We start from the raw sequence: 26,750 nt of genomic DNA, 5'->3' as shown, positions 1-26,750 counted from the left end.
GATTTAATCGCATGATGTAACTTCCATTCCGTGATAAAAATAAGCGTATTACTCGCACTATATCAGATGTTTGATATATATATCCAAGCTACCTCAAAGTGCACAATCAATAAGTTAAAAATTGTTGACCGAGTTTATGCCATAAAAACGAAATGTTGTTAATTTTTTAAGTTGATCGCTGACTAAAACCAATTTTTTGAGATCATTCACACTTTTCTCATCAGTCTGCATTAACAATACGCTACTTAATGACAGTGTAACTTTTTAGTCTAGGATTAAAATCAGATACTAACAAATAAGGATATTGGCATGGCAGCGAAAAAGTTCATTGACGAGAAATCTGGCATTTTAGCTGAATACCTAGACTTTTTTCTAATGAGGAAACTGAGTTATTCGCAATTAAACCATTTTCTATGGGATACATTACGAGAATGGGACAATTTGGATATTTACGATGAGTCTACCGATAGCTGCAAGGAAGAGGTTTTTTGGTTCCTGCTATTTGAGCTAAAAAATTGGTCAAGCCAACAGATTTTTGCCAACCGTATATTGCGCCAGCAATTACATACCGGTGCTTTATTTTTACAAGGTCAAGGCGTTAAACCATACAACTGTATTGGTATTCGACCTATCACGGAATACTTGGACTGATTTCGCTATTACTCATAGTTAATGATTACATACATAGAATAAACCAAGCCCAGTCTGCTGTCGGGCTTATTTAATTCATAAAAATACGGTAGTATCAGCAAATACTTACGTTAGATGGACTGCTGACATTGCCGACTATTCTTCAAACCTTATCTATTTACCTTAATCCCCGAGTACTGTTTATGGGATTATTTGGTTTCTCCTCTGGATTACCTATCCTGCTGGTCTTTTCGACATTGTCATTTTGGCTACGTGAAGCAGGTGTAGAACGTGCCAGCATTGGTTTCTTTAGTTGGATAGCCCTTACTTATAGCTTTAAATGGGTTTGGTCACCGTTGATCGACCAATTTCAACTGCCCTGGCTGCATAACAAACTCGGACGACGTCGAAGCTGGCTGCTGTTTACTCAAATCATGATCATTGCCATGTTAATGATTATGGCGACTCAAGATCCGCAACAAAGTGTGATCTTATTCATTATCGCCTCACTTGGCTTAGCCATCTTTTCCGCAACCCAAGATGTTGTTGTCGATGCCTTTCGAATTGAAAGTGCCGATACGCACTTACAAGGGGCAATGGCTGCCACTTACATGACAGGTTATCGTATTGCCATGATAGTGGCTGGTGCGGGTTCATTAGCCATTGCCGCATTTTATGATAATAGCGCAGTCTACAATGCGGCGGCCTGGCAGTTCGCTTATGCTTGTATGGCATTGTTCATGTTATTTGGGGTATTGGCAACTTTACTGTCTAAAGAACCCATCGCCAAGCATCAGATCCAAGCTGTTCACAATGTCCGTGAGTTTCTCATCACTGGCATAGTGAACCCGCTTACCGACCTATTTCAACGTTACGGTAAAACCTGTCTACTGCTACTTGGCATTGTTATCACTTATCGTATCAGTGACATTGTCATGGGGATCATGGCCAATCCGTTTTATGTCGATATGGGTTATTCAAAAGCCGAAGTTGCAGCAATATCAAAAGTCTTTGGTGTGATAATGACATTAATAGGTGCTGGATTAGGCGGCCTATTAGTTAGTGGTTTCGGGTTATTGTCGATCTTATTACTCGGCGGTGTACTTTCTGCATTAACCAATGTGCTGTTTCATTGGATGGCCGGCAGTATGGCAACCAGTCAATTAATGACGGTACTGGCGTTGGTGCTGCCAGATACTTGGTTGCAAACACAAGACCCTGCCCAGCTGTTATTAACCTTGGTGATCAGCGCTGACAACTTAAGTGCGGGTATTGCTACTTGCGCGTTTGTGGTGTTTTTATCACGCTTAACCAATACCCAGTTTACCGCAACTCAATATGCGCTATTCTCATCAATCATGGTTTTACTACCGAAATTTATTGCTGGTTTCTCTGGCGTGATTGTTGATGCGTGGGATTATTCCGCCTTTTTTATTGGCACCGCGGTATTAGGCATAATCCCAGTGGTCTTTATTGTCGTGCTCATGTACATGCAGACGACTAAGCGCTTTAAATGGATTGAATCATAGCCATAAAAAAAGCCTAACGCGTATCCACGCATTAGGCTTTTATGACTATTTTCACTCAGTCACTTTAAAATTTAACGCTCAGCGCCTAATCTCTTTGGTTATCAAACTGGAACGGTTGACCTAGTTCAGCAGCTCTGATGTGTTGCATAACAGCTTGTAAGTCATCACGCTTTTTACCTACAACGCGCACTTTGTCGCCTTGAATAGATACTTGCACTTTAATCTTGCTGTCTTTAATTGATTTTACAACTTTCTTAGCAACTGCGCCTTCGATACCTTGTAAAAACTCAACGTCTGCACTGCAAGTTTTACCTGAAAATTCAGTTTTACCTACGCTCATCGACGATGAATCAATATTACGTTTTACTAAAGCACTGCGTAAAATATCAGCCATTTGACGAAGTTGCATATCTTCATCTGTGCGCATTTTTACTTTTTCTTTAATTAGTTCAAAACTTGCATCAACACCACGAAAATCAAAACGTGTGCTTAATTCACGGTTTGCATTGTCGGTTGCGTTCTTCACTTCAACCATGTCAACTTCAGAAATAATATCAAATTGAGGCATCTTCATATCCTATCATTTATAATGGGTTGATTATCTAATAGATACTAGCTGTAATTCAACCATTAACTACAGAAGTAAGCGACTAGGTTGCATTAACTAACGATTAACTGACTATAATGGCTATTACGTTCATATTTTATTGAGATAAATATGCCCCTGTACAAATATAAACTCTGGTTTCGCCTGCTATTTGTCATTGTTATACTCGTCATCTGTCTGCTTGCTTTTAGTAAACCTTCGAGTAATATCCCACACTTCGGTTACGATAAGTTGAATCACTTAATGGCTTTTGTAACATTAGCATTACTGTTTGATTATAGTTTCCCAAACAGAACCATAACGCTGTTTATGACATTACTTGGATTCGGTATTTTTATTGAATTCATTCAAGGTATGATACCTAGTCGCACCACAAGCCATTGGGATATTGTCGCCGATTTAGTCGGTATTACCAGCTACTTAATTCTTCAACCATTACGGGCAAAAATACATGGCTAATTGGAACATTCTCGGTGCCGGTGCTATCGGGCATTTCTTTGCAGAAAAATTACTAAAATCAGGCCAACATGCCGCCTTTGTATTACGTCCCGAGAGTGATGCGCATATTCGCAGTTTCAACTTTGAAAACTTAGCGGGTGAGAACACCACTAATACCGTCATGGCACAAGGCAAACTCACGCCTAAATGTGACTTTTTACTGGTCACCCTCAAAGCGCAAGATGTGTTGCCGGCGCTGACCTTATTACAATCACAAATTGATAAACATTGCTGTATCGTGCTGTTACATAATGGTATGGGCACAGCCGAACAAACCGAAAAACTGTTCCCACGCCACGCTATCATGGTGGGCACCACATCCAATGGGGTATTAAAGGTCTCTGACGATCATATTCGCCACACGGGCGCAGGCGTGACTTGGTTAGGGCCATTTAATAACCAAGCTAAACGTTATAAGGATATTGCCAACCAATTATTCGCACTTGAAGAATTAGCATGGTGCGAGGACATACGTGCGAAATTATGGCTTAAACTCGTGATTAACTGTGCGATAAACCCATTAACCGCCATTCATCAATGCAAGAATGGCGAATTGGCCAGCCCTGCGTTATATCCACATGTGGTTAAGGTGGTGCAAGAGTTAGCCCTTGTTTGTGAAAAAGCCCGCTTACCTTGGTCTTATGCCGAGCTGCAAGCACACGTGGATTATGTGATAAACCGCACTGCTGAAAACTATTCTTCGATGCATCAGGATCAGCACTTCAATCGTCAGTCCGAAATTGATTATATTACCGGCTATGTATTGAAGGTGGCGAATGCCTACAGTATCCCGGTGCCAGCGAACCAAGCCCTGTATGCGCAAATCAAACAGCAAGAAACTAAACTAGTCTCGTAACAATAGAGTATATTGAACATCACGATCAAAAAAGCCAGCAATCTCTTGCTGGCTTTCATCAATCATTGAAGGCAAAGTTAAATACTAACCTTACCTAAATAATCATTAAGGACGGTAAACTTTCACGTTACCATAACCTTTTTCAATCAAGTAAAGCGCTTGTAGTTTACTCATCACGCCACGATCACAGTACAGTAAGTACGTCTTGTCTTGATCTAATTCACTGAACTGATTACCTAACTTAAAGAAAGGCATGTGCTGAACTTCAAGTCCATCAACGTCAAGTGGTGAATCTTCAACTTCGTCAATACTACGAATATCTAAGATCACTTCATTGGCGGCAATTTCAGTTACTGCTTCAACATCGCTTACTTGCTCTTGTGCTTCTGCGGCGATTTGACGAATATCAATCACTTTAGCATCCATAACAACTTGATCAATCAAGCTCATGTCAAATTTAGCTTCTTCCGCTTCAATCTTCTCTTTCACTGCTTTTACGGTTGGTTTTTTTGAAATAACACCACAGTATTCAGGAATTGTTTCAGAGAATTCAGCAGTACCAATTTTACGCGCTGTATCGATAATGTCTTGTTTATCAGCAACGATCAACGGACGTAAGATCAGCGTATCGGTAACAGAATCGATTAACGATAAGTTACGGATAGTTTGACTTGATACTTGACCAACCGCTTCACCTGTTACCAAAGCTTCAATACCTAAACGTTCTGCTATTTTAGACGCGGCACGCATCATCATACGTTTAAGTACCACACCCATTTGTGAGTTATCTACTTTTTCTAAAATCTCTGCAACTACTGGATCGAACGGTACGCTGACAAATTTAACTTTATGTGATGAGCTATATTTGTTCCATAGGAAATATGAAATTTGTTTTACACCAATCTCATGCGCATCACCGCCTAAGTTGAAGAAACAGAAATGCGTTCGGCTACCACGTTTAATGGTTAAGTAACTTGATACCGCAGAGTCAAAACCACCTGACATTAATGACAGTACATCTTCTTGTCCTGCCATCGGAAAACCACCTAAACCTTCATGACGTTCAGTCACCAAGTAAAGTTTATCATTTTCAACTTCAATTTTAATCGTTTCTTGTGGTTTTTTTAATTGTACACGCGCAGCTTCTGTATGCTGATTTAAGCCACCACCAACATAACGCTCTAAATCAATCGAGGTAAAGTCATGCTTACCGTTACGTTTTGCACGTACACAAAAGGTTTTTCCAACTAAAATATCTTTATAAACAGGTAATGCTTGCTGGAAAATATCATCAAGATCGGTAAAAGTTGACTCTTGAACTTCGAGTGAATGGGCAATCCCTGGGGTATTTCTTAATACTTCACAATAAAAATCGCGGTTTTTCTCACTGTCATCTGTGGTGCGGACAACAATCTTATCCCATTCAAGGATCACGCGTGCATGTTCATCTTCACGGCGTAGAATATTACGTAAACTCGATTGCAGCATTTTACTAAAACGCTTGCGTACAGATTTACTTTTCATCATTACTTCTGGGAATATTTTTACAATAAATTTCATGGTTTTGCCTACATCATAGTTCAAACAAACAGGTGGCCCAGCATTTCATCGAGCAGGGTGTTTCGCTGATATATTCGATCATTTCAATCAAAATAAAAACGGGCCAACCTATATACCCAAGTTACTTCAAGATGCTATATCAGAGACGAGCAGGGATATCAGAACAAGGCGCAATATGTAGATAATGGTTATTCCATTTTCAAATATTGCAACGCGGTGCTGTTATTCCTGCTCGCCTCCCGCAGGGCAAAACGAATGAAGGTATCTTCGGCGTTATGAAGCCTTGATTTAGAATAACTAAATCCTCGACTTCATGCCTTGAATATACTCTTCATTCGGTTTGCTGATTGTGCATCTTGAAGTAGCTTGGGTATAGTGAACCCGTTGCAGTTACTCGGCAGCAGTATACTCAAAATGCCTAAATATGCAAGATACTAACGACCGCTCACTAACCGAATTAATTGCGGTATTGCATTCCCTACCAGTTCAATTTCGACCTGACTCCCGACTTCGATCTTAGACTGTAATAACCAAGGCTGAGAGCGTCCCGAAACACGAGTTACTTGACGCCCAGACAGCGCTAATGGTTGCACGTGAATAATCGGGGTAACACGACCGCTTTTACCCACCTGATAAGTAATATCAATAACATTGCTTAACCCTTTGGGACCGGTAAATTTTAACGCCAGCGCCCAACGTGGTGCATGCTGAGTGTGACCATATTGACGTTGCAGTGTATTGTTCGCTAATTTAAGCACAATACCATCGAGTAAGAACGCCTCTGTGTTTTGATAGTGCGCGAACCAATAATCTATGTCTTGAGGCCGAACGATGACATGACTCATTTTCGACATATCAGCAAAGCCAAGCATGGCTAATTGTGCCAACCCCATAAGCTCATTGTTATAGGGCGAATCTATCCAACGCCAAGGTATAAAGCGCAAGCTCATAACATCTGCTTGGGCTGGCGACAATTGGCTGGCAATACCGGCCGTCATATGACGCGAAGACACATATTTACCACGTAACAGCCAATCTTGTTGTCCAACATATAGCTCACCATGGATAACTAATGTATGCGGATAAGCAATAATACTATTGACTGCATTACTGCGTAACATCAGCGCCAGCAAGTCCTTACCCTGTTTGCCGTCGCCTCTGCTTGATGCACCCACTAGCATGCCTTTTTCGTAGACTAACTCAATAGCCATACCATCAAATTTAGGTTGGATCAGTAACTGCTGATCTTGATGCAGCTGGTAAAATTTATCCACGGCGGTTCTTGCTCGCACTGAATTTAAACTTAACATTTGTTGTCGATGCGGCTGTCGATCACGCAGGCGCGTATCATTACGTTGCTGGTCTTTGCCTTCGATCTGAGTTAATACCGGGGATAAACAATGCGATAACACCGTTAATTCATCCACCAATAAATCAAACTCACCATCATGTAATAACGGCGTTTGACCAGCGTAATAAATACGCCGATGTTTAATAATTTGCGTTTCTAAATAACTAATACGATGCTGATTAAGTACACTTGGACAGCGGGAATGTGTCACTGTACTTGCTGTTGATGGATGACTTGATGACGGTGGAACTATATCAGCGGCTAACAGTTGCTGAGTGCTTGAGGCGAATAACGAGACGAGTAATGAATAAGTGCGAATGAACATCCGAGTTCCAAACAATATGATGATACAACTCAGTATGATAAAGAGAATGGAAGTTAACGGATTAATTTCAAAGCAGTCGCCAGAAGTATCGTAAACAATCGATAATAACGAGTAATAATCGTAGTGCATCACACATCACTATTAAAATAGCCAAACAGCTAGCGACAGATTAACGCTCTGCTACGGCTTAACCAAGCATGCAAAAAATAAGCTTGCTTGAAGTTACTTTGTTATCGACTAAACTGACAATATGGATCCTAATGTTCTGCCGAGGGAGGTGTTGCTATGCAACTTTCAGATATCAAAAGCATGTATCACAGACATGAATTAGTCGAAGCAATTGTCGAGCCATCATTAATTGCTAATGGTTGGATTGTCGAATTTAAAACAGAAAATGGTGATATTATTCCACTAACCGATTTTAGTGGTCACGAAAAATGTTACCGTAATTTAGATATCGCCACAGCAACAGCTCAACAAGTCGGATTTTCCAGTGTTAGAATAGATGAGCCATTTTAGTTCATCTTACTTATCTGCCGTACCTCAATCAATATAGCCAGACATCAATCGATATAGCCAGCGCCCATTGCGAGCTGACTATATCGTTGAATAACCACACGGCCATAAAAACCTAACGAGTATAATTTACGGTTCAAAACTTTCACGCATAAACTCGTCACCGTCGCAATTAGCACAAGAAAGGACCTTGGTCGGATGAAATAATTCTTTTTTATAACCACAACGAACACAGGTCAATATTCCGAATCCGACTTCATCACCAACGCAGTAACGTCCTTGATGTTGCAAATCATCCCCTACCTCGGTCCATTCAACTTGGGTCTTATCGGTAATTGATGCTAACGTACCCCAGGTTATTTTGTCCCAAGCCTGATACCAAGCCGAGAGTTTAAAATTATCGATGCTCGAATGGTAATCTTTGCTAAGTTCATCTATATCATGACGAATATAAGCGGATGCTTCGGCTAACTCTTTTTTCGTCAAGTCGCCCGCAGCACCTAAATACGCCTCTGTTTTAACCACAAATCGGCGAGTAAAACGATTCTCAATAAGCGGATGCAGTCCTTTAAAACCCAAAGGGTGCACAGATAATTTACTCACTGAATTTTGATACTGAGTGTTAGATTTAGCCATATAAACCTCCGAATTAATTTAAGTTAATTATACAATCAAGCTGTATTAATCAACCAAAAGTTATCATTACCATATCCGATCTAGTCGCTGATATAGCACCTTAAAGTAGTTTGGGTATATATTAAGTATATGCCAAAAAGCCTAGTCAACAAGCGGGCTAACTCACAAGTTTAACGGTAAAATAACTAAATATGAGTGCCTGTTCAGGAATAACTTATCGCTATCTGCAAATGAAACTTGTTGCCCTTAGTCTGCTAAGGTATTCTATGGCAAAATTTTGTTTATAAATCCTACCAAGAACAGACTGGATATTACCCATGCAAGAACAATATACTCCAAGCAGTATCGAACCTCAGGTTCAACAACACTGGCAAGAAAATAAAACATTCGAAGTACAAAACGACGAAACTAAAGAGAAATTCTACTGCTTGTCTATGTTCCCATACCCAAGTGGTCGACTGCACATGGGCCACGTACGTAACTACACAATTGGTGACGTAATCGCACGTTTCCAACGTATGCAAGGCAAAAACGTATTACAACCTATCGGTTGGGATGCATTTGGTCTGCCTGCTGAAAATGCTGCAATCAAAAACAACACGGCTCCAGCGCCTTGGACGTATGAAAACATTGATTACATGAAAGGTCAGCTAACGTCTCTAGGCTTTGGTTATGACTGGAAGCGTGAAATCGCAACATGTACACCTGAATACTACCGTTGGGAACAAGAGTTCTTCACTAAACTGTTCCACAAAGGTTTAGTTTATAAGAAGACGTCATCAGTGAACTGGTGCCCGAACGATGAAACCGTACTCGCTAACGAACAAGTAAATGACGGTTGTTGCTGGCGTTGTGATACCCCTGTAGAACAGAAAGAAATTCCACAGTGGTTCATTAAAATCACTGAGTACGCAGACGAACTACTTACGTCAATTGATGATCTTGACGGCTGGCCAGAGCAAGTTAAAACAATGCAACGTAACTGGATCGGTCGCAGTGAAGGCATCGAGTTAGACTTTGTAGTTGAAGGTCAAAGTGACGAGCTAAGTAAGCTATCTGTATACACAACACGTCCAGACACAGTCATGGGCGTAACGTATGTAGGTATCGCAGCAGGTCACCCACTGGCAGAACAAGCTGCACAAAACAATCCAGAATTAGCTGCATTCAACACTGAATGTAAAAACATGAAAGTGGCTGAAGCTGATCTAGAAAAAATGGAAAAGAAAGGCATGGCTACTGGCCTATACGCTATTCATCCATTAAATGGTCATAAAGTACCGGTATACGTAGCAAACTTCGTATTGATGGGTTACGGCACAGGTGCTGTTATGGCGGTTCCAGCTCATGACCAACGTGACTATGAATTCGCAACCAAATATGGCATCGATATTGTGCCAGTAATTAAACCTAGCGATGGTAGCGAACTAGACGTATCAGAAGTAGCGTTCACTGAAAAAGGTGTGCTGTTTAACTCTGGCGAATTCGACGGTTTAGAATTTGCTGCAGCTGTAGATGCTATTGCGGCTAAATTAGAAGCAAACGGCCAAGGCACCAAAAAAGTTAACTTCCGTCTACGTGACTGGGGTGTTTCTCGTCAACGTTACTGGGGCGCGCCAATCCCAATGTTAACACTTGAAGATGGTACTGTGGTGCCAACACCAGCAGACCAACTGCCAGTGATCCTACCTGAAGATGTGAAAATGGACGGCATTCAAAGTCCAATTAAAGCAGATTTAGAATGGGCTAAAACAACGTACAAGGGCCAACCTGCACTACGTGAAACAGACACATTTGATACCTTCATGGAATCATCTTGGTACTATGCACGCTACTGTAGCGCCACATCAGAAACTGAAATGCTCAACCGTGATGATGCAAATCATTGGTTACCAGTTGATCAGTATGTGGGTGGTATTGAACACGCATGTATGCACCTACTATATGCTCGTTTCTTCCACAAACTATTGCGTGATGAGCAAATGGTTGATAGCAACGAACCGTTCAAACGTCTGCTTTGTCAAGGTATGGTACTTGCTGATGCATACTACTACACTAACGAAAATGGCGGTCGTGTTTGGGTTTCGCCATTAGACGTTACCGCTGAGCGTGACGAAAAAGGTCAAGCAACGAAATACATCGATAATGAAGGTAACGAACTTGTTCACACCGGCATGACTAAAATGTCTAAGTCTAAGAACAACGGTATCGACCCGCAAACCATGATCGATCGTTTTGGCGCTGATACAGTACGTCTATTCATGATGTTTGCAGCACCCGCTGACCAAACACTAGAATGGCAAGACTCGGCAGTAGAAGGCGCACACCGTTTCCTACGTCGTATCTGGACACTTGCTTACAATCACATCAGCAAAGGTGACGTTGCCGATCTAGACGTTGCAGCACTTAACGGCAAACAAAAAGAACTGCGTCGTGAAGTCCATAAAACAATCGCTAAGGTATCTGACGATATCGATCGTCGTCAAACGTTCAACACTGCGATTGCCTCGGTGATGGAATTAATGAACAAGCTAACTAAAGCACCGCAAGCGTCAGAACAAGATCGTGCGCTGCTTCAAGAAGCATTAGTCGCGGTTGTTCGTCTACTTGCACCTATCACGCCACACATCAGTTTTGAACTGTGGGGCAAACTCGGTCAAGAAGGTACCATCGACGAAGCACGATGGCCTGTAGCAGACAAAGCGGCTATGGTTGAGTCTGAAAAACTGATCATTGTACAAGTGAACGGTAAGCTACGCGCTAAATTAACGGTACCAGCAGACGCAACACAAGAATCTGTTGAAGCATTAGCAAATGCAGATGTAAACGTGACTAAATTTACCGATGGTAAAACAGTACGTAAAGTAATTTTCGTACCCGGTAAACTACTTAACATCGTTGCAAACTAAGGTATCGAACTAAGACTATTGATGGTGATGAACGCCAGCGTTAAAAGCTAATCAATTAACGCTGTATTTTGTCGATTAATAGCCCAGTTAGATGTAAATAGTACACAAATAATAGGCCCTGTATTCTGCTTTTATTTTTATAGTAGAGTCTAGGGCTTTTTTGTTTTTAGATTACGTGTAAAATTAGCTACAATTAACTTATTTATTTTGTAGGCATTATGATCGCATCGGCACTAAGACCACGTTTTATTAGACTAACTTGCATCTTTCTGGTTACTGCAGTGCTCGGCGGCTGTGGCTTCCATTTAAAAAATGGCAGTGGCATTCCAAATGAATTACGTAATTTAACCTTAGTATCGAGTAAGTATTCAGATCTAACACGCCTCATCAAACAAGAATTACGCTACAACCAAATCAATCTCGTTGAACCGGAAGTTACGAGTATGGCATCGCTGACAACAGAAACCGATGATGCTGCTGATGTGATGGGTGAAGATTCAACCCAAACGAGAACCACGGCAATGGACCCCGCGTTATTAAACTCGCAAACACCCATACTCAGAATTATGTCAGAAAGTACCGAATCACGTACTGTGTCACTCTACTCTGATGCAACGGCAGCCGAGTATGAACTTAGCTACGTCATCAAAATAGAAGTACGCTTACCCGAGCAAGAACCACAATACTTCACCATTGCCCTACAACGTGATCAGCTAAATAACTCACAAGAAGCACTTGCTCGTTCACGCGAATCTGAATTATTAATACGAGAACTGCGCGAAGCGGCGGCACAACAAGTTGTTCGAACCCTAAGCCAAGTTATTATCGAACCAAAAACAATCGGTAATAGTGATAATAAAATAGAGCTAAATACAGAGTTTGAAGCTAACTAATGCGCGTTTATCCAGAGCAACTCGATCAATACTTAAAAACTGAACTCAAACCTTGTTATTTAATATTCGGTGAAGAGCCATTATTAAAAATGGAAGCGATTGACCAGATCAAAACCGCCGCTAAAAAAGTCGGCTTTGATGAACACCACAAGTTTCATGCCGAACCGCTCATGGATTGGCCTGCGGTTTTTAATACCTGTCAATCAATGTCACTGTTCTCTAGTCGTCAAACGGTCGAGCTTATCTTCGAAAAACGACCAGCAAAAGAAGATATCAGCCAGCTTAATGATGTATTTAAGCTGCTAAACCCTGATCTTATTTTAATACTCAGTGGTCCATATTTGACCAAAGCACAGCAAAATGCGAAATGGTTTACCCAGTACTTCAAAAACGCCCTTTACATACCCGTCGGACATCCCGAAGGGCGCTTTTTTGCCAACTGGATGCGCAATCGCCTTAAACGTGCAAATTTAGAACCGCAAGCGGACGTGATCACCCTACTGTGCCGGAGTTTTGAAGGTAATTTACTCGCGGCCCAACAAGAGATAGATAAATTATCTCTGCTCTACCCTGGTCAGACATTAAGCTTGGCACAATTGCAGCAATCAATCACCCAGCATTCACACTTCACTAGCTTTCAGCTGGTTGATGCCCTGCTCGCGGGTAAGGTCAACCGAGGCCAACGGATCCTGCAACAGCTACAGGCAGAAGGTGTCGACCCTATCGTCATTAACTGGGCACTAAATAAAGAGATCAATCAGCTTTATCATTACAGTTTGATGCAGCAGCAAGGGCTGTCTGTTATTGACGAAATGAAAAAACAGCGTTTATGGGCAGGTCGACAACAGATTATAAATGCCTGTTTAAGCCGCTTATCATTAAGTAAAATAGAGCAAATGTTAATCCTGTGTTCAAGTGTTGATAGTGCCATTAAAACCAGTACCAGTGTTGATCCTTGGTTATCGTTACAAATGTTGAGCATCAGCTTTGCCGATTCAACATTGTTACCCAACTTTCATCATTCCGACATTAATTAATGTTATGTCAGGAATAATAACGAACGGCTACTTATGACTGATTTTACCCCGACTCGCGCTATCGGTATTTTAGGCGGTACATTTGATCCGATACATTATGGCCACCTTCGTCCTTGCTTAGATTTATTACAGCAGTTAAATTTAGCTGAAGTAAGGCTGATGCCCAACCATATTCCGCCACACCGTGCAGCACCGGGATCAAATTCAGCGCATCGCTTAGCGATGGCGACATTAGCGGTAGAACATTGTGATGAACTGAGTGTAGATACCCGGGAGTTAAACCGTACAACACCGTCTTATACCATAGATACGTTAATTGAACTTGCAGCAGAGAATCCAACCACGCCAGTGTGTTTTTTGATTGGTCTTGATTCACTCAACAGCCTACATACCTGGTATCGTTGGCAAGAACTGCTCGATTATTGTCACCTTGTCGTCAGTTATCGCCCTAATTACGCGCTTACATTAACGCCAGAAGTGCAAAAATTATTTGAACAAGTGCAAACAATGGATGTCAAAGTTCTACAGCAACAAAAACAAGGCCGGATTTTACTCTGGCCAAGCACGCAATTAGAAATATCGGCGACACGGATCCGTCAGTTGATTAAACATCAGCAAAGCCCTCAATATCTACTGCCTGATAATGTTCTGTCTTACATACATAAAAATAGCTTATATAAATAAACTGCAAGAGATACTCACTCAGATACAAGCTAGGTATATATTTAGGCATTATTCACTGTTATAATTCGCGGTTAACTCGATAAAGTTCCTCTGGAGGACCCTTGCAAATTTCTGACCTGCAAGCATTTGTAATAGATAAAATTGAAGACATGAAAGCCCGCGACATCCAAGTTGTTGATGTTAAAGGTAAATCACCAGTAACCGATATAATGATCGTATGTACTGGCACATCAAAAACTCACGTTAAATCGATTTCTAACCACCTTTACCTTGAAGCTAAACGTAACGAAGTATTCGTTATGGGTATTGAAGGTAAAGAAGATAGTGAATGGGTTTTAGTTGATATGGGTGACATCGTCGTTCACATCATGCAACAACAAACACGTGATCTATACCAACTAGAAGAACTTTGGCAGTCTGTAGGGGCATAGTCAAATGAAAATTCAGCTAGTTGCCGTTGGCACTAAGATGCCAGCATGGGTAGAAACCGGGTATAAAGAATATGCACGTCGCTTCCCTAAAGATATGCCTTTTGAATTACTTGAGATCAATGCGGGTAAGCGTGGTAAAAACGCTGACATCAAACGGATCTTAGAGCTAGAAGGTGTAAAAACGATGCAAGCGATCCCGAAAGGTAATCGTATCGTGACTCTGGAAGTGACCGGCAAACCTTGGACTACTGCACAACTAGCCGTTGAACTAGATAAGTGGAAGCATGATGGTCGAGACGTTAGCCTATTGATTGGCGGCCCAGAAGGACTTGCACCAGAATGCATCGCGGCATCAGAACAACGCTGGTCGTTGTCACCACTGACCTTACCACATCCGATGGTACGTGTAGTGGTAGCCGAAGCGTTATATCGCGCTTGGAGTGTTACAACAAACCATCCTTATCATAGAGAGTAATATTGGTGGCAAGGAAGCGTATAACCTTACGAGACCATTCTGCGGAAACAGCATTATTTAGCCGTCGCATCATGGTCTCATTTATTTTTGTCCTCAGTGTACTTGGCTTGTTATTGAGTAATCTTTATTACTTACAAGTCGATTCATATCAAGCTTACAAAACCCGTTCTAACGAAAACCGTGTCAAGTTAGTGCCTATCGCCCCCAACCGTGGGCTTATCTATGATCGCAACGGTATACTTTTAGCGGAAAATAAACCCGTTTTCAGCTTAGATATGGTACCGGAAAAAATTACCGATATTGACGCCACCATCGTCAAATTAACCAGTTTGTTAAACCTAACTGAAGATAACATTGACGATTTTCATACTCGCTTAAAACGCCAACGTCGCTTTAAGCAGGTTTCAATATTAACCAATTTATCCGAATCTCAAGTGGCCCTCTTTTCAGTTCAACGGCATAACTATCCCGGTATTTCCGTCAATGCCCGATTAAAACGTTATTACCCATTTGGGGATGCGCTTACGCATGCTCTCGGCTATGTAGCCAGAATTAACAGAAATGATCTTAACCGTTTAGCAAAGAAAGGTTTACGTGCAACGTATGCTGCGACCCATGATATCGGTAAGCAGGGCATCGAACGCTATTACGAAAATACGTTACATGGCAAGCCTGGATTTAAAGAAGTTGAAGTCAATAATCGCGGTAAGATCATCCGTACGCTGAAAATAACACAGCCCGTACCAGGTAATGATCTGTATTTAAATATCGATATTCGTTTGCAACTGAAGGCACAAAAAGAGCTAGCCGGTCGCCGTGGTGCGATAGTCTTACTCGCCCCTAAAACAGGTGAAGTATTAGCAATGGTCTCTAGCCCGAGTTATGATCCTAACTTATTTGTACACGGTATTAGCAGTAAAGATTATAATCGCCTATTACAATCAAAAGATCACCCCTTGATCAACCGAGCAACACAAGGACGCTATCCGCCCGCTTCCACAGTAAAACCACAATTAGCGATCTTGGCTTTAGAAGACGGCGCAATCACAGCAAATACCCTTATCAATGATCCTGGTTGGTTCCAGATCCCAAATACTAAACGGCGCTTCCGAGACTGGAATCGCTGGGGGCGCGGTAAGATTAATGTCTATACCGCCATCGCACGATCGTCAGATACCTTCTTTTATAACCTCGCTTATAACGTCGGCATTGATAAAATCAACCATTTTATGACTGAGTTTGGCTTTGGTGAATATACCGGTATTGATGTTAAAGAAGAAACCAATGCTATCTTGCCATCTCGAGAATGGAAACGCGCACGTTACAACCAACCTTGGTATCAGGGTGATACTATTTCAGTGGGTATTGGTCAGGGTTACTGGTCTGCGACACCAATCCAACTTGCGAAAGCGACAGGTATTGTGGCAAGCCGAGGGCTGCGCCCAGTGCCACAGCTTGTTCGGGATATAAAATATACCAATGGTGATCAATTTGAACCGGTCGTTGAATTACCACCGCTGAAACTCAAAGATCCCGCGAACTGGCAAGTCGCTAAAGATGGTATGCGCGGTGTTGTAACCCAAAATGGTACTGCACATCGTGCGTTTGCTAACACCAGCTACACAGTCGCCGGTAAATCAGGTACTGCACAGCTATACCAACTCGGTGAAGAAAAATACGATGCCAGTAAGATCCGCGAACGATTACGTGATAACGCCATGTTTGTGGCTTATGCACCGTTTGAAGAACCAGAAATATCAGCGACTATCATTCTAGAAAATGCCGGTGGTGGTAGCTCACAAGCGGCACCATCAGCACGCCGTTTATTTGATGCCTACTTTGAAAATAAAAAGGAAAATTAATGCCAGATCGTCGTCATAATCAGAGTGTTTGGTATAAATTACATATCGATTTCCCGTTATTATTTGGCCTGCTAAGTCTGATGGGTGTTAGCCTTGTCGTGCTTTATAGCGCAGGTGGATCGGACATCGCACTAATGGAAAGACAAGTCGTGCGTATGTTTCTTGCGTTAGCGGTAATGCTTACGCTAGCACAAATCCCCCCTTCCACTTACCGACGCTGGGCATTTCCCATCTTTGTTATCGGGACCATTTTATTAATCGCGGTATTGTTGTTTGGCCATGTCGGCAAAGGTGCACAGCGCTGGATTGATCTTGGTTTTACCAAGTTTCAACCATCTGAAATAATGAAAGTAGTCATGCCATTAGCCGTGGCGCGTTACATGAGTAACCAAGCTATACCACCGAGTTTTAGAACCATCATAACCGCGTTAATCATGGTCTTAATCCCAACATTATTGATCGCCAAACAGCCCGATTTGGGCACTTCATTACTCGTGGCTATTTCAGGTGTTTTTGTTATTTTCTTAGCCGGTATGTCATGGCGATTAGTGATGATGTCTTTTGGACTGGTGGCAGGTTTTGCGCCTGTTCTGTGGTTCTTCTTAATGCACCCTTATCAAAAACAACGGGTATTAACCTTCCTCAATCCAGAAACTGATCCATTGGGTTCTGGTTACCATATTATTCAATCTAAGATTGCCATTGGTTCCGGGGGGTTTTGGGGCAAAGGCTGGTTATCAGGCACCCAGTCACAACTGGATTTTTTGCCTGAACGTCACACCGATTTTATTTTTGCGGTATTTAGTGAAGAATTCGGTTTATTCGGGGTGATCTTACTACTGTCACTTTATTTATTTGTGATCAGCCGCGGTTTAGTGATTGCGATGCAGGGCCAACGGGTATTTGAACGCCTCATTGCGGGCAGTATTACCATGACATTCTTCATTTACTTGTTCGTAAATATCGGCATGGTCAGCGGATTATTACCGGTAGTGGGCGTACCACTGCCTTTAATTAGCTATGGTGGCACTTCGATGGTGACATTGATGGCTGGATTTGGCATTCTAATGTCTGTAAGAACACACCGTCGCTTAAGTTGAGGAATCCAGATGCTAGGTAAAAGAGTAATATTTCTGCTAGGTTTAGCAGCATTTCAAGCTAATAGTGCTGAGTTAAGCAGTGAGCACAAGACCTGGGTTGAAGAGTTAAGTACAAAATATGACATATCAGAACAAGTACTTACCGATGCCATCGGCCAAGCAAAGTTCGATGAAAACGTCTTAACCAAGATCCAGACCCCTTGGGAAAAAAAACCTTGGTATAAATACGCGCCAATCTTTATTACCGAAAGTCGTATTAACAAAGGTGTCGAGTACTGGCAGCAATACGAAGATACCTTTGCTAAAGCCGAAGCTGAATATGGCGTTCCAGCCCAAGTTATCGTCGCTATTATGGGTGTTGAAACCTTCTATGGTAAATACAAAGGTAATATTTCGGTCTTAGACTCTCTTTATACACTGGGTTTTAATTATCCATCCCGGGGTAAATTCTTCCGTCAAGAGTTCGCGCAATACATTAAATTAAGCGAACAACAAGGCTGGAAACTGACAGAAACACAAGGCTCATATGCGGGCGCGATGGGCTTAGGTCAATTTATCTCATCAAGTTACAGCCATTACGGTGTTGATTTTTCGGGTGATGGTAAAGTTGACATGATCAACGATCCTGTTGATGCGATCGGCAGTATTGCCAATTACTTTAGCAAGCATAAATGGACTACCGGTGCATCCGTTGCTTATCCAGTCAAAGCCGACAGTGAAAAAATAGCGGCATTACTGAATTCATCATTAAAAATTAAACATACATGGGCAGACTTAACCGCTGCAGGAGTGGAATTAAAAGAGTCTGATGAACGTGTACCAGCCATAACAATTGAAGACTCAAGCCCGGCAAAACTACTCAAACTACAACAACTTGATAGTGATGAGTATTGGGTTTACCTCGATAACTTCTACAGTATTACCCGTTACAACCACAGCCCCTTATACGCAATGGCGGTATTCCAGTTAAGTGAAAAGATTAAACAAGCTAAAAATGCGCAATAAACAGCGTTTAACTCTACTGTGTATCTGCGGCTTGTTGGCCGCATGTTCTTCATCGCGTTATCAGTACAGTGATGATCACGCGCCGGAGAACATCCCACAACTTGATGATATTGCCGATGCGGTACCAACGCCGCAAACCTATAGTCGTTATGCCAATCGCGACTATCAGGTACGTGGCATTAATTATGAAGTATGGCGAGACATCAAAATCTTAACGCAAGAAGGTAAAGCATCTTGGTATGGTAATAAATTTCATGGTCACAAGACTTCAAACGGTGAAATTTATGACATGTTTTCGATGTCTGCAGCACACAAAAACTTACCATTACCGAGTTTTGTCAAAGTAACAAATTTAAGTAATGATAAAACAGTGATAGTTCGGGTTAATGATCGTGGACCGTTCTATTCCGAACGGATTATTGATTTGTCTTATGCTGCTGCGTATAAATTGGATATGTTGCAATCTGGCACGGCCAATGTGCGTGTCGAGTTAATCATTCCAACTGCCAGTAACAGCAGTTTGTTTACCCCGAAACCACAGTGGTTTATTCAAGTCTTAGCATCCAGTAGTGAAGCCAAAGCGCAACAGATTGCCGATAGTTTAGGGGCGAAATACAGCACCGAAAATCGCTTAGTCATCAGTGGTAAGTATCATCGAGTACAGCTGGGGCCGATCTCAGATACTGAACAAGCACAGGGATTATTAGTTAAAGTTCAACAACAATATACAAATGCTTATATTTTGAAGGAACTTTCCAGTAAAATCGTATCTAATAAATAAACTTTAAATAGTAAGACAACCATTCAGCTAGTTTGATAGACTAGCTGTTATCTATCGAATAAACTTGATTAAAAATCGTTTAATCAAGTTTATTTACTTAAGTTATCAATGACTTAATTCCAACTTTAATTATAGCGAAGTGAAACGTGGCCAATCAATTTAAAAACCTTATCCTAACGAGCCTCGCAGTGGCGAGTTTCTCCTTAAGTGCAGCACCGAGTGTGATTCCCGATACACCCGTTGTTGCAGCTAAAGCATTTATATTAATTGATTTTGATTCAGGCAAAGTGATCGCAGAAAAAAATGCCGACGATTCATTAAAACCTGCCAGCCTAACTAAAATGATGACCAGTTATGTTATTGGCCAAGAAATAAGATCCGGTAATATCAACCTTGATGATCAAGTAACTATCAGCAAAAATGCGTGGGCAAAAAACTTCCCAGACTCATCAAAGATGTTTATTGAAGTTGGCAAAACCGTCACCGTAGAAAAGCTCAATCAAGGCATCATCGTTCAATCTGGTAATGATGCTTGCGTGGCGATGGCAGAGTATATTGCGGGCACAGAAGGTGCCTTTGCGCAGTTGATGAACTCATGGAGTAAACAACTCGGTATGGATTCCACTCATTTTGCTAATAGCCACGGTTTAGATAGTAAAGATCAATACACCACCGCGCGTGATATGGCGACATTAGGGCAAGCACTTATCCGTGATGTGCCTGAAGAGTATCGCATTTACTCGCAAAAGAAATTTAGCTATAACGGCATCACCCAATACAACCGTAATGGCTTATTGTGGGATAAAAGCATGAACGTTGACGGCATTAAAACCGGTCATACCTCAGGCGCAGGTTACAATCTCGTTTCTTCAGCAACGAAAGATAACATGCGTTTAGTTGCTGTGGTACTGGGTACTAAAAGTGCCGATGCGCGTAAAGCAGAAAGTAAAAAACTGCTTAACTTCGGTTTCCGCTTCTATGAAACAGTGACACTGCATGAAGCCAATTCAAGCATAGTGGCAGAACGTGTATGGATGGGAGAACAAGAGCAGATTGAACTGGGTCTAGCGAATAAATTAACGCTGACAGTACCACGTGGCCAAGCAAAAAACTTAACCGCTGATTTTGAGATCCAAAAAGAGCTAAGCGCACCTATCGCTAAAGGTGATATCGTCGGTAAAGTATTCTATAAACTTAACGATGAAGAAATTGCTCAGGCTGATTTGATCGCACTTGAAGACGTTGAATTAGGTAGTTGGTTTAGCCGATTAATTGATTATTTCAAATTATTATTTGCTGGTTGGTTTGGTTAATCCTTTCCCTGACACCGTTACCCGATTATAATGACGAATACAAAGGAGGCAATGGCCTCCTTTGCCATTATTTCTAAGGTACGGGAAAAACTAATGTCTTTAAATACTAAATTCGACGAACTGCTTGATTTTCCTTGTCAACTTAACTTTAAAGTTATCGGTACTACGGATCCTAAACTCGAAGATAGCATTGTTGCTGTGGCACAAAAATATGTTCCAGGTGACTATGCCCCTAGTTCTAGAAAGAGCAGCAAAGGCACTTACAACTCTGTATCTATCAAAATTAAAGTCCAAGACAAAGATCAAATAGAAGGCTTATACGTAGCGTTCGGTGCAATCCCAGGTGTGATCCGCGTTTTATAATAACTAATACCAATATCAAAAATCTAATTAGTGTGACTAATTAGATTTTTTTCGTTGTTGTTAATCATATAGAAGAGCATATTTTGTCAGAACATAGCATTATAATTCGTCAACTTAATCGCCAACCTTACAGTACTGTGTTTGACGCGATGAAGTCGTTTACTGATAACAGAGACGACAACACAGAAGATGAACTTTGGTTTGTTGAGCATGATCCGGTATTTACCCAAGGTCAAGCTGGTAAAGCTGAACATATACTCGCCACAGGCGACATTCCAGTGGTGCAAGCCGATCGCGGTGGCCAAGTGACTTATCATGGGCCTGGTCAGCAAGTAGTGTACTTCTTACTCGATATCAAACGCCGTAAACTTGGCGTACGAGACCTTGTCAGCCACATCGAGAATGGTATTGTTGCCACACTGGCAGAAACAGGTATTGAAGCCTACCCTCGTGCAGATGCACCCGGTGTTTATGTTGCTGACAAAAAAGTTGCTTCATTAGGTTTAAGGATCAGAAAAGGCCGTTCGTTCCATGGTTTAGCGCTTAATGTAAACATGGACTTATCGCCTTTTCTGCGTATTAACCCTTGTGGTTATGCGGGTATGGAAATGACCCAAACAAGTGATCTGGGTGGTGCTACCAGCTTAGAAGAGATACAACCTAAGCTAGTCGAACACCTATGTTCCCTGCTAGAATACACCCAATTAACTTTCAAAGATGGATTAACAGAGCATGAGTAATACCGTTCGATTAGAGCCTGGCGTTAAACTTCGCGACGCCGATAAAATGGCTAAAATTCCAGTAAAAATTATTGCTACTGAGAATGATGAGATCCTGCGTAAGCCATCGTGGCTGAAGATCCGCCTACCGAAAAGCTCTGCTCGTATCCAAGAAATTAAAGCTGTTATGCGTGAAAACAACCTGCATTCAGTGTGTGAAGAAGCATCTTGTCCAAACCTTACTGAGTGCTTTAACCACGGTACTGCGACCTTTATGATCATGGGCGCAATCTGTACTCGTCGTTGCCCATTCTGCGATGTTGCTCATGGTAAACCATTACCACTCGTTGCCGAAGAACCGCTTAAATTAGCGCAAACGATTGCCAAAATGAAGCTAAAATACGTGGTTATTACCTCTGTAGATCGTGATGATTTACGTGATGGTGGCGCACAGCATTTTGTCGATTGTATCCGTGAAATCCGCTTACTGAACCCTGAAATAAAAATCGAAATTTTGGTTCCAGATTTCAAAGGCCGTATGGATAAAGCATTAGAAATATTCAAAGATACACCACCAGATGTATTTAACCACAACCTAGAAACTGCACCACAGCATTACAAAATGGCGCGTCCAGGTTCTGATTATCAGTGGTCTTTACGTTTACTTAAACGCTTTAAAGAAATGCACCCGAACGTTCCAACTAAGTCAGGTCTAATGATGGGTTTGGGTGAAACCAACGAAGAGATTGAAGAAGTAATTAAAGATCTTGCTGAGAATGGCGTAACGATGCTGACACTAGGTCAATATTTACAACCTAGCCGTCATCACTTGCCTGTGAAACGCTACGTTCACCCAGACGACTTTGATGCACTTGGTGTACTTGCAAAAGAAGTTGGCTTTGAGCATGCTGCTTGCGGTCCATTCGTGCGTTCTTCATATCATGCAGACTTACAAGCACAAGGCAAAGAGGTTACTTAACCTTACCTGTGTTTTATCAACGCTAACACGATAATATATTTTCGCTGTTAGCGTTGATTACTTACTTCAATAACAGACATAAAATGACCCAGGCATTCGCTTACAACACCTCAGTAATCCTCCGTAACGACTCGACTGTTTATTCAGTCATCTTTTTTTCATCACTGTTAAAATAAGCACCCGGCGCGCTAAGTAACCGTTTCGTCGCATCAACCGGCATTTCTAAAATACCTTTAATTGCCCCTTTTACCGCCACTATCGCCGGCATTTGTAGCGAAATATCATCGATCTTTTGCAATATATCCGGTATAGCCTGTCGTACTTCAGCCACTTCTTTGGTCAAGTTCAGTACCGCATAAGAAAAATAGCTTAAACTTGCTGCAACCAAAGCGGCAGCTAATACTGTTGAAGTATTAAACCGTGAAGCGACTTTGTTTACCGCTTGTTGAGCCATAAGTTCCTCCTTGCATGTCACTCTAGGCGACTATAAAAAAGGCAGTCACATATTACGGGACTGCCTGAGCACTTAATCAAATTAGCAACACCGTAAGATGCTTATGGTCGAATTAAACCATCACCAATTGCAATCCATTTATACGTTGTTAACTCTTCTAACCCCATCGGACCACGTGCATGTAATTTTTGTGTTGATACCGCAACCTCAGCACCTAAACCAAACTGGCTGCCATCAGTGAAACGCGTACTTGCATTCACGTAAACCGCCGCTGAGTTAACCGCATTCAAGAAACGCGTCGCATTGGTTAAGTTATCCGTTAAGATCGCATCTGAGTGCTCTGTTGAATGCTCACGAATATGAATAATCGCTTCTTCAACATCAGCGACAACTTTAACGCCTAACACCAGCGCTAGCCATTCTTGATCAAAACAATCAGCGGTTGCCACATGTAAATTCTTTGCATTCACATTTGATAATGCAATATGCGCTTTTGGCTCGGCACGTAATTCCACTGCATTTGCAGCTAAACGTTCAGCTAATAATGGCAAGAAGCTTTCAGCTATGTCTTTATGCACTAATACCGTATCTAATGCATTACAAGCCGAAGGACGTTGGACCTTGGCATTTTCAATAATCGCCAGTGCATCTTCAACATTAGCAGATGCATCAACAAACGCATGACAAATACCCATACCACCGGTGATCACCGGGATCGTACTCTGCTCTTGGCATAAACGATGTAAACCTGGACCACCACGGGGGATGATCATGTCGACATATTTATCCATTTTCAATAAAGCAGTTACAAGCTCACGGTTTGGATCGGCAATTACTTGGATCGAGTCCGTTGGTAACTGCGCTTTTGCTAACGCGGCTTGGATCACACTTACCAACGCAAGATTTGAATGAACGGTTTCTTTACCGCCACGTAAAATAGCCGCATTACCTGTTTTTAAGCTTAACGCCGCAATATCAATCGTCACATTGGGACGCGCTTCATAAATCACGCCAATCACGCCTAATGGTATGCGACGTTTTGATAAACGTAGACCGTTTTCGAGAACCTTGCCTTCAGACTCAGCGCCAACTGGATCAGGTAAGGCTATCACACCACGTACATCAGCAATGATCGCAGTCAGTCTTGTTTCTGTTAATAATAGACGGTCTAGCAACGCATCTGTTAAACCACTAGCTTTACCGGCAGCAATATCTTTTGCATTCGCGACTAAGATCTCTGCTTGGCTATTTTCTAGTTCACACGCAATACATTCGAGCGCGTAATTCTTCTGTGCCGTGGTTAATGTGGCTAATTCATAACTCGCAAGCTTGGCTTTTTTTCCTAATTCTTGTAACACGTTATCTTCCTTAAAATAAAACTAAATCATCACGATGGATGGCAACAGCACCGTAGCCGTAACCTAACTTGCTTTCGATATCACACGAATGGCAACCTGCAATTGTTGCAAGCTCATCACTGGTATAACGGCAGATGCCGCGCCCAAGTAATTTACCCTGCAGTGATTGTAATTGGATCACATCGCCACGTTTAAATGTTGCCGAGACTTCGGTAATACCTTTCGGTAATAAACTACTGCCATTTTGCGTTACCGCATTCACGGCGCCATCATCAATAATAACGATACCCGATGGTGTCGGTCCTGCTAAGATCCATTGTTTACGGCTTTCTAGTGGACTGATATGCGAAGGGAATAACGTACCAACACGTTGCCCATCAGCAACACGTAACACCACATCTTCAGCAATACCCGCCGCAATCACTACATCAATGCCTGATCGGCAAGCAATTTCAGCCGCTTGTAACTTGGTCGCCATGCCACCGGTACCTAGACCGCCGACAGTGCCACCCGCTAATTTACGCAGTTCATCATCAATCACATCAACAACTTCAATCAATTTCGCATCTGGGTTATTACGTGGGTCAGCGGTAAACAAGCCTTCTTGATCGGTTAACAGCATTAACATATCTGCGTTCGCTAAAATAGCCGCAAGTGCCGATAAATTATCATTATCACCCACTTTAATTTCAGCTGTAGCGACCGCATCATTTTCATTAATAATCGGCACAATACGGTTATCTAATAATGCCCGCATGGTATCGCGCGCATTTAAAAATCGTTCACGATCATCAAGATCAGCACGTGTTAATAACATCTGTCCGACATTGAGGCCGTAGATATTAAACAGGCTCTGCCAAATAAAAATAAGCTGACTTTGACCAACTGCGGCCAACATCTGCTTATTTGCCATGGTGGGGGCCAATTCAGGAGCACCTAAATGTTCACGTCCAGCAGCAATCGCGCCAGACGTTACAACTATAATATCATGCCCTTGCTTGTACAATTGCGCACATTGACGAACCAATTCAACCATGTGGGCACGATCTATTTTTGCCGTGCCACTGGTTAATACACTGGTTCCTAACTTCACCACTATGGTTTTCTTAGCCATTTAACTCATTCTCGTTACTAACTTAATGAGTATTTTGACCTGAGAAGCACTTTTATACAATAGGGGGAAGCTTGATAGACGGGGAAAGTACAGTGAAACACTGTACTTTTATCAGATCTACAGCTGCGTTTATGATCAGACCGAGTAATCAGGTTGAATTTATGAAAACAACGACATAATCAGGATGTTATGCCGCAGATAAGATCAAGGTCTTCGCCAATATAGAGGACGGTTTTAGGTTAAAGCTCAATTGCTCTGTCAGACAAACAGATAACTTCTCATAGAATACAGTAAGTGATGTTGTGACATTATGTTGCAACGCTTTAGGGATTGGCGTTACGATCCACTCACCGGCTTTATTATACGTGCCAAACTGATATTGATATTCAAACGTATCATCGACTAAATTCATTTCTAGCCACCAACCATAAAACTCACGTTCATCAGGTTCAATGTTGGCATCAATACAGACACTAAAGCAATCGAAGTAAAAAGAGGTAGGTTGGCAATTATGTTCTCTTAAATAAGGGCCTAGAGCATTTAAAATACGAATACGTTTACGAAAATAAATCAAATTTGGGTCAGTCGCTATTACCATAATGATTATCTCTTATGTGCTGTTCGTGATGAGTTATACGCTATAAATGATTCACTATAAATGTTGGGGGATAACTACTAAGTATAGTTAACAATAGATGCAGGTCAAATAATACGACTGAAAAACAAGTCTTTTACAGTGTATAATATCGACAAAACTCAGTGTCG

At 41.8% G+C, this 26,750-nt stretch carries 27 protein-coding genes; 19 read left to right on the top strand and 8 right to left on the bottom strand.

From position 1 onward, the window contains the following. Positions 1-309 precede the first annotated feature (309 nt). The gene (locus tag HRT96_RS17105) at positions 310-651 is read left to right on the top strand and encodes a hypothetical protein (protein ID WP_293159154.1); all 342 of its coding nucleotides are present in this window, start codon (positions 310-312) and stop codon (positions 649-651) included. Positions 652-833: 182 nt separating this feature from the next. Continuing rightward, positions 834-2,159, top strand: coding sequence for an MFS transporter (locus HRT96_RS17100; RefSeq protein ID WP_293159195.1), 1,326 nt, complete (start codon positions 834-836; stop codon positions 2,157-2,159). An 85-nt stretch (positions 2,160-2,244) separates the two neighbouring features. Here HRT96_RS17100 and HRT96_RS17095 read toward each other — a convergent pair whose 3' ends face one another. Then, positions 2,245-2,727, bottom strand: a complete 483-nt coding sequence (locus tag HRT96_RS17095) for a YajQ family cyclic di-GMP-binding protein (protein ID WP_293146155.1) — start codon at positions 2,725-2,727, stop codon at positions 2,245-2,247. A gap of 150 nt (positions 2,728-2,877) precedes the next feature. Between HRT96_RS17095 and HRT96_RS17090 the strand changes: the two genes are divergently transcribed. Further along, entirely contained in the window at positions 2,878-3,225 is a 348-nt protein-coding gene (locus HRT96_RS17090) for a VanZ family protein (protein WP_293159152.1), read from the top strand. Then, positions 3,218-4,120, top strand: coding sequence for a 2-dehydropantoate 2-reductase (locus tag HRT96_RS17085; RefSeq protein WP_293159150.1), 903 nt, complete (start codon positions 3,218-3,220; stop codon positions 4,118-4,120). Before HRT96_RS17090 ends, HRT96_RS17085 begins: the two co-directional genes overlap by 8 nt. Positions 4,121-4,225: 105 nt before the next feature. On the opposite strand, the gene thiI is transcribed toward HRT96_RS17085, so the two are convergent. Together thiI and HRT96_RS17075 are read right to left on the bottom strand one after the other, a co-directional pair. Then, positions 4,226-5,680, bottom strand: coding sequence for a tRNA uracil 4-sulfurtransferase ThiI (thiI, locus tag HRT96_RS17080; RefSeq protein ID WP_293159148.1), 1,455 nt, complete (start codon positions 5,678-5,680; stop codon positions 4,226-4,228). Between the two features lie 434 nt (positions 5,681-6,114). After that, positions 6,115-7,356 (bottom strand): DNA ligase, encoded by a 1,242-nt coding sequence (locus HRT96_RS17075; RefSeq protein ID WP_293159146.1) that lies wholly within the window; start codon positions 7,354-7,356, stop codon positions 6,115-6,117. Between the two features lie 285 nt (positions 7,357-7,641). Here HRT96_RS17075 and HRT96_RS17070 point away from each other — a divergent pair, with 285 nt between their 5' ends. Next, positions 7,642-7,875, top strand: coding sequence for a thymidylate kinase (locus HRT96_RS17070; protein ID WP_293159144.1), 234 nt, complete (start codon positions 7,642-7,644; stop codon positions 7,873-7,875). A gap of 126 nt (positions 7,876-8,001) precedes the next feature. Here the strand turns inward: HRT96_RS17070 and HRT96_RS17065 are convergent, their stop codons facing one another. Next, positions 8,002-8,508, bottom strand: a complete 507-nt coding sequence (locus HRT96_RS17065) for a hypothetical protein (RefSeq protein ID WP_293159142.1) — start codon at positions 8,506-8,508, stop codon at positions 8,002-8,004. Positions 8,509-8,825: 317 nt separating this feature from the next. Here HRT96_RS17065 and leuS point away from each other — a divergent pair, with 317 nt between their 5' ends. The 14 genes from leuS to lipA all read left to right on the top strand — a co-directional run bounded on the left by leuS (position 8,826) and on the right by lipA (position 23,059). Next, positions 8,826-11,417 (top strand): leucine--tRNA ligase, encoded by a 2,592-nt coding sequence (leuS, locus tag HRT96_RS17060; protein WP_293159140.1) that lies wholly within the window; start codon positions 8,826-8,828, stop codon positions 11,415-11,417. 218 nt (positions 11,418-11,635) lie between these two features. Further along, positions 11,636-12,310, top strand: coding sequence for an LPS assembly lipoprotein LptE (gene lptE, locus HRT96_RS17055; protein ID WP_293159138.1), 675 nt, complete (start codon positions 11,636-11,638; stop codon positions 12,308-12,310). Continuing rightward, positions 12,310-13,347, top strand: a complete 1,038-nt coding sequence (holA, locus tag HRT96_RS17050; RefSeq protein WP_293146139.1) for a DNA polymerase III subunit delta — start codon at positions 12,310-12,312, stop codon at positions 13,345-13,347. The genes lptE and holA overlap by 1 nt, the downstream gene beginning before the upstream one ends. A gap of 33 nt (positions 13,348-13,380) precedes the next feature. Next, positions 13,381-14,031 carry a nicotinate-nucleotide adenylyltransferase gene (nadD, locus tag HRT96_RS17045; RefSeq protein WP_293159136.1) on the top strand — a complete coding sequence of 217 codons (651 nt, stop codon included), beginning with the start codon at positions 13,381-13,383 and terminating at the stop codon, positions 14,029-14,031. 101 nt (positions 14,032-14,132) lie between these two features. Then, entirely contained in the window at positions 14,133-14,462 is a 330-nt protein-coding gene (rsfS, locus tag HRT96_RS17040; protein ID WP_293146135.1) for a ribosome silencing factor, read from the top strand. A gap of 4 nt (positions 14,463-14,466) precedes the next feature. Further along, positions 14,467-14,937 carry a 23S rRNA (pseudouridine(1915)-N(3))-methyltransferase RlmH gene (gene rlmH, locus HRT96_RS17035; RefSeq protein WP_006034552.1) on the top strand — a complete coding sequence of 157 codons (471 nt, stop codon included), beginning with the start codon at positions 14,467-14,469 and terminating at the stop codon, positions 14,935-14,937. 5 nt (positions 14,938-14,942) lie between these two features. Beyond that, entirely contained in the window at positions 14,943-16,799 is a 1,857-nt protein-coding gene (mrdA, locus tag HRT96_RS17030) for a penicillin-binding protein 2 (protein WP_293159134.1), read from the top strand. Then, a complete protein-coding gene (gene rodA, locus HRT96_RS17025) occupies positions 16,799-17,899 on the top strand; it encodes a rod shape-determining protein RodA (RefSeq protein ID WP_293159132.1) in 1,101 nt (366 codons plus the stop codon). The genes mrdA and rodA overlap by 1 nt, the downstream gene beginning before the upstream one ends. 9 nt (positions 17,900-17,908) lie before the next feature. After that, positions 17,909-18,904, top strand: a complete 996-nt coding sequence (gene mltB / locus HRT96_RS17020) for a lytic murein transglycosylase B (protein ID WP_293159130.1) — start codon at positions 17,909-17,911, stop codon at positions 18,902-18,904. Beyond that, complete coding sequence (locus HRT96_RS17015) at positions 18,894-19,685, top strand: septal ring lytic transglycosylase RlpA family protein (RefSeq protein ID WP_293159128.1); 792 nt, start codon at positions 18,894-18,896, stop codon at positions 19,683-19,685. The genes mltB and HRT96_RS17015 overlap by 11 nt, the downstream gene beginning before the upstream one ends. A gap of 146 nt (positions 19,686-19,831) precedes the next feature. Beyond that, positions 19,832-20,998 carry a D-alanyl-D-alanine carboxypeptidase family protein gene (locus HRT96_RS17010; protein WP_293159126.1) on the top strand — a complete coding sequence of 389 codons (1,167 nt, stop codon included), beginning with the start codon at positions 19,832-19,834 and terminating at the stop codon, positions 20,996-20,998. 93 nt (positions 20,999-21,091) lie between these two features. After that, positions 21,092-21,361: a DUF493 family protein YbeD gene (gene ybeD / locus HRT96_RS17005; RefSeq protein WP_293159124.1), complete on the top strand. Its 270-nt coding sequence runs from the start codon at positions 21,092-21,094 to the stop codon at positions 21,359-21,361. An 83-nt stretch (positions 21,362-21,444) separates the two neighbouring features. After that, the gene (gene lipB / locus HRT96_RS17000) at positions 21,445-22,101 is read left to right on the top strand and encodes a lipoyl(octanoyl) transferase LipB (protein ID WP_293159122.1); all 657 of its coding nucleotides are present in this window, start codon (positions 21,445-21,447) and stop codon (positions 22,099-22,101) included. Continuing rightward, positions 22,094-23,059, top strand: coding sequence for a lipoyl synthase (lipA, locus tag HRT96_RS16995; RefSeq protein ID WP_293159120.1), 966 nt, complete (start codon positions 22,094-22,096; stop codon positions 23,057-23,059). The genes lipB and lipA overlap by 8 nt, the downstream gene beginning before the upstream one ends. A 139-nt stretch (positions 23,060-23,198) precedes the next feature. On the opposite strand, the gene HRT96_RS16990 is transcribed toward lipA, so the two are convergent. The 4 genes from HRT96_RS16990 to crl all read right to left on the bottom strand — a co-directional run bounded on the left by HRT96_RS16990 (position 23,199) and on the right by crl (position 26,583). After that, the gene (locus HRT96_RS16990) at positions 23,199-23,513 is read right to left on the bottom strand and encodes a hypothetical protein (protein ID WP_293159118.1); all 315 of its coding nucleotides are present in this window, start codon (positions 23,511-23,513) and stop codon (positions 23,199-23,201) included. 101 nt (positions 23,514-23,614) lie between these two features. Next, positions 23,615-24,871, bottom strand: coding sequence for a glutamate-5-semialdehyde dehydrogenase (locus tag HRT96_RS16985; RefSeq protein ID WP_293159116.1), 1,257 nt, complete (start codon positions 24,869-24,871; stop codon positions 23,615-23,617). Between the two features lie 10 nt (positions 24,872-24,881). Next, positions 24,882-25,985 carry a glutamate 5-kinase gene (gene proB / locus HRT96_RS16980; RefSeq protein ID WP_293159114.1) on the bottom strand — a complete coding sequence of 368 codons (1,104 nt, stop codon included), beginning with the start codon at positions 25,983-25,985 and terminating at the stop codon, positions 24,882-24,884. Between the two features lie 187 nt (positions 25,986-26,172). Then, a complete protein-coding gene (gene crl, locus HRT96_RS16975) occupies positions 26,173-26,583 on the bottom strand; it encodes a sigma factor-binding protein Crl (RefSeq protein ID WP_293159112.1) in 411 nt (136 codons plus the stop codon). Between the last annotated feature and the right edge of the window lie 167 nt (positions 26,584-26,750).

This window comes from Moritella sp. (assembly GCF_013215705.1).
Lineage (GTDB): Bacteria > Pseudomonadota > Gammaproteobacteria > Enterobacterales > Moritellaceae > Moritella.
This window is presented reverse-complemented; position numbering and strand designations above follow the sequence as displayed.

Coding starts and splice junctions, on each gene's coding strand:
- HRT96_RS17105 (WP_293159154.1), top strand. CDS start 310: ATGGCAGCGAAAAAGTTCATTGACGAGAAATCTGGCATTTTAGCTGAA.
- HRT96_RS17100 (WP_293159195.1), top strand. CDS start 834: ATGGGATTATTTGGTTTCTCCTCTGGATTACCTATCCTGCTGGTCTTT.
- HRT96_RS17095 (WP_293146155.1), bottom strand. CDS start 2,727: ATGCCTCAATTTGATATTATTTCTGAAGTTGACATGGTTGAAGTGAAG.
- HRT96_RS17090 (WP_293159152.1), top strand. CDS start 2,878: ATGCCCCTGTACAAATATAAACTCTGGTTTCGCCTGCTATTTGTCATT.
- HRT96_RS17085 (WP_293159150.1), top strand. CDS start 3,218: ATGGCTAATTGGAACATTCTCGGTGCCGGTGCTATCGGGCATTTCTTT.
- thiI (WP_293159148.1), bottom strand. CDS start 5,680: ATGAAATTTATTGTAAAAATATTCCCAGAAGTAATGATGAAAAGTAAA.
- HRT96_RS17075 (WP_293159146.1), bottom strand. CDS start 7,356: ATGTTCATTCGCACTTATTCATTACTCGTCTCGTTATTCGCCTCAAGC.
- HRT96_RS17070 (WP_293159144.1), top strand. CDS start 7,642: ATGCAACTTTCAGATATCAAAAGCATGTATCACAGACATGAATTAGTC.
- HRT96_RS17065 (WP_293159142.1), bottom strand. CDS start 8,508: ATGGCTAAATCTAACACTCAGTATCAAAATTCAGTGAGTAAATTATCT.
- leuS (WP_293159140.1), top strand. CDS start 8,826: ATGCAAGAACAATATACTCCAAGCAGTATCGAACCTCAGGTTCAACAA.
- lptE (WP_293159138.1), top strand. CDS start 11,636: ATGATCGCATCGGCACTAAGACCACGTTTTATTAGACTAACTTGCATC.
- holA (WP_293146139.1), top strand. CDS start 12,310: ATGCGCGTTTATCCAGAGCAACTCGATCAATACTTAAAAACTGAACTC.
- nadD (WP_293159136.1), top strand. CDS start 13,381: ATGACTGATTTTACCCCGACTCGCGCTATCGGTATTTTAGGCGGTACA.
- rlmH (WP_006034552.1), top strand. CDS start 14,467: ATGAAAATTCAGCTAGTTGCCGTTGGCACTAAGATGCCAGCATGGGTA.
- rodA (WP_293159132.1), top strand. CDS start 16,799: ATGCCAGATCGTCGTCATAATCAGAGTGTTTGGTATAAATTACATATC.
- mltB (WP_293159130.1), top strand. CDS start 17,909: ATGCTAGGTAAAAGAGTAATATTTCTGCTAGGTTTAGCAGCATTTCAA.
- HRT96_RS17015 (WP_293159128.1), top strand. CDS start 18,894: ATGCGCAATAAACAGCGTTTAACTCTACTGTGTATCTGCGGCTTGTTG.
- ybeD (WP_293159124.1), top strand. CDS start 21,092: ATGTCTTTAAATACTAAATTCGACGAACTGCTTGATTTTCCTTGTCAA.
- lipA (WP_293159120.1), top strand. CDS start 22,094: ATGAGTAATACCGTTCGATTAGAGCCTGGCGTTAAACTTCGCGACGCC.
- HRT96_RS16990 (WP_293159118.1), bottom strand. CDS start 23,513: ATGGCTCAACAAGCGGTAAACAAAGTCGCTTCACGGTTTAATACTTCA.
- proB (WP_293159114.1), bottom strand. CDS start 25,985: ATGGCTAAGAAAACCATAGTGGTGAAGTTAGGAACCAGTGTATTAACC.
- crl (WP_293159112.1), bottom strand. CDS start 26,583: ATGGTAATAGCGACTGACCCAAATTTGATTTATTTTCGTAAACGTATT.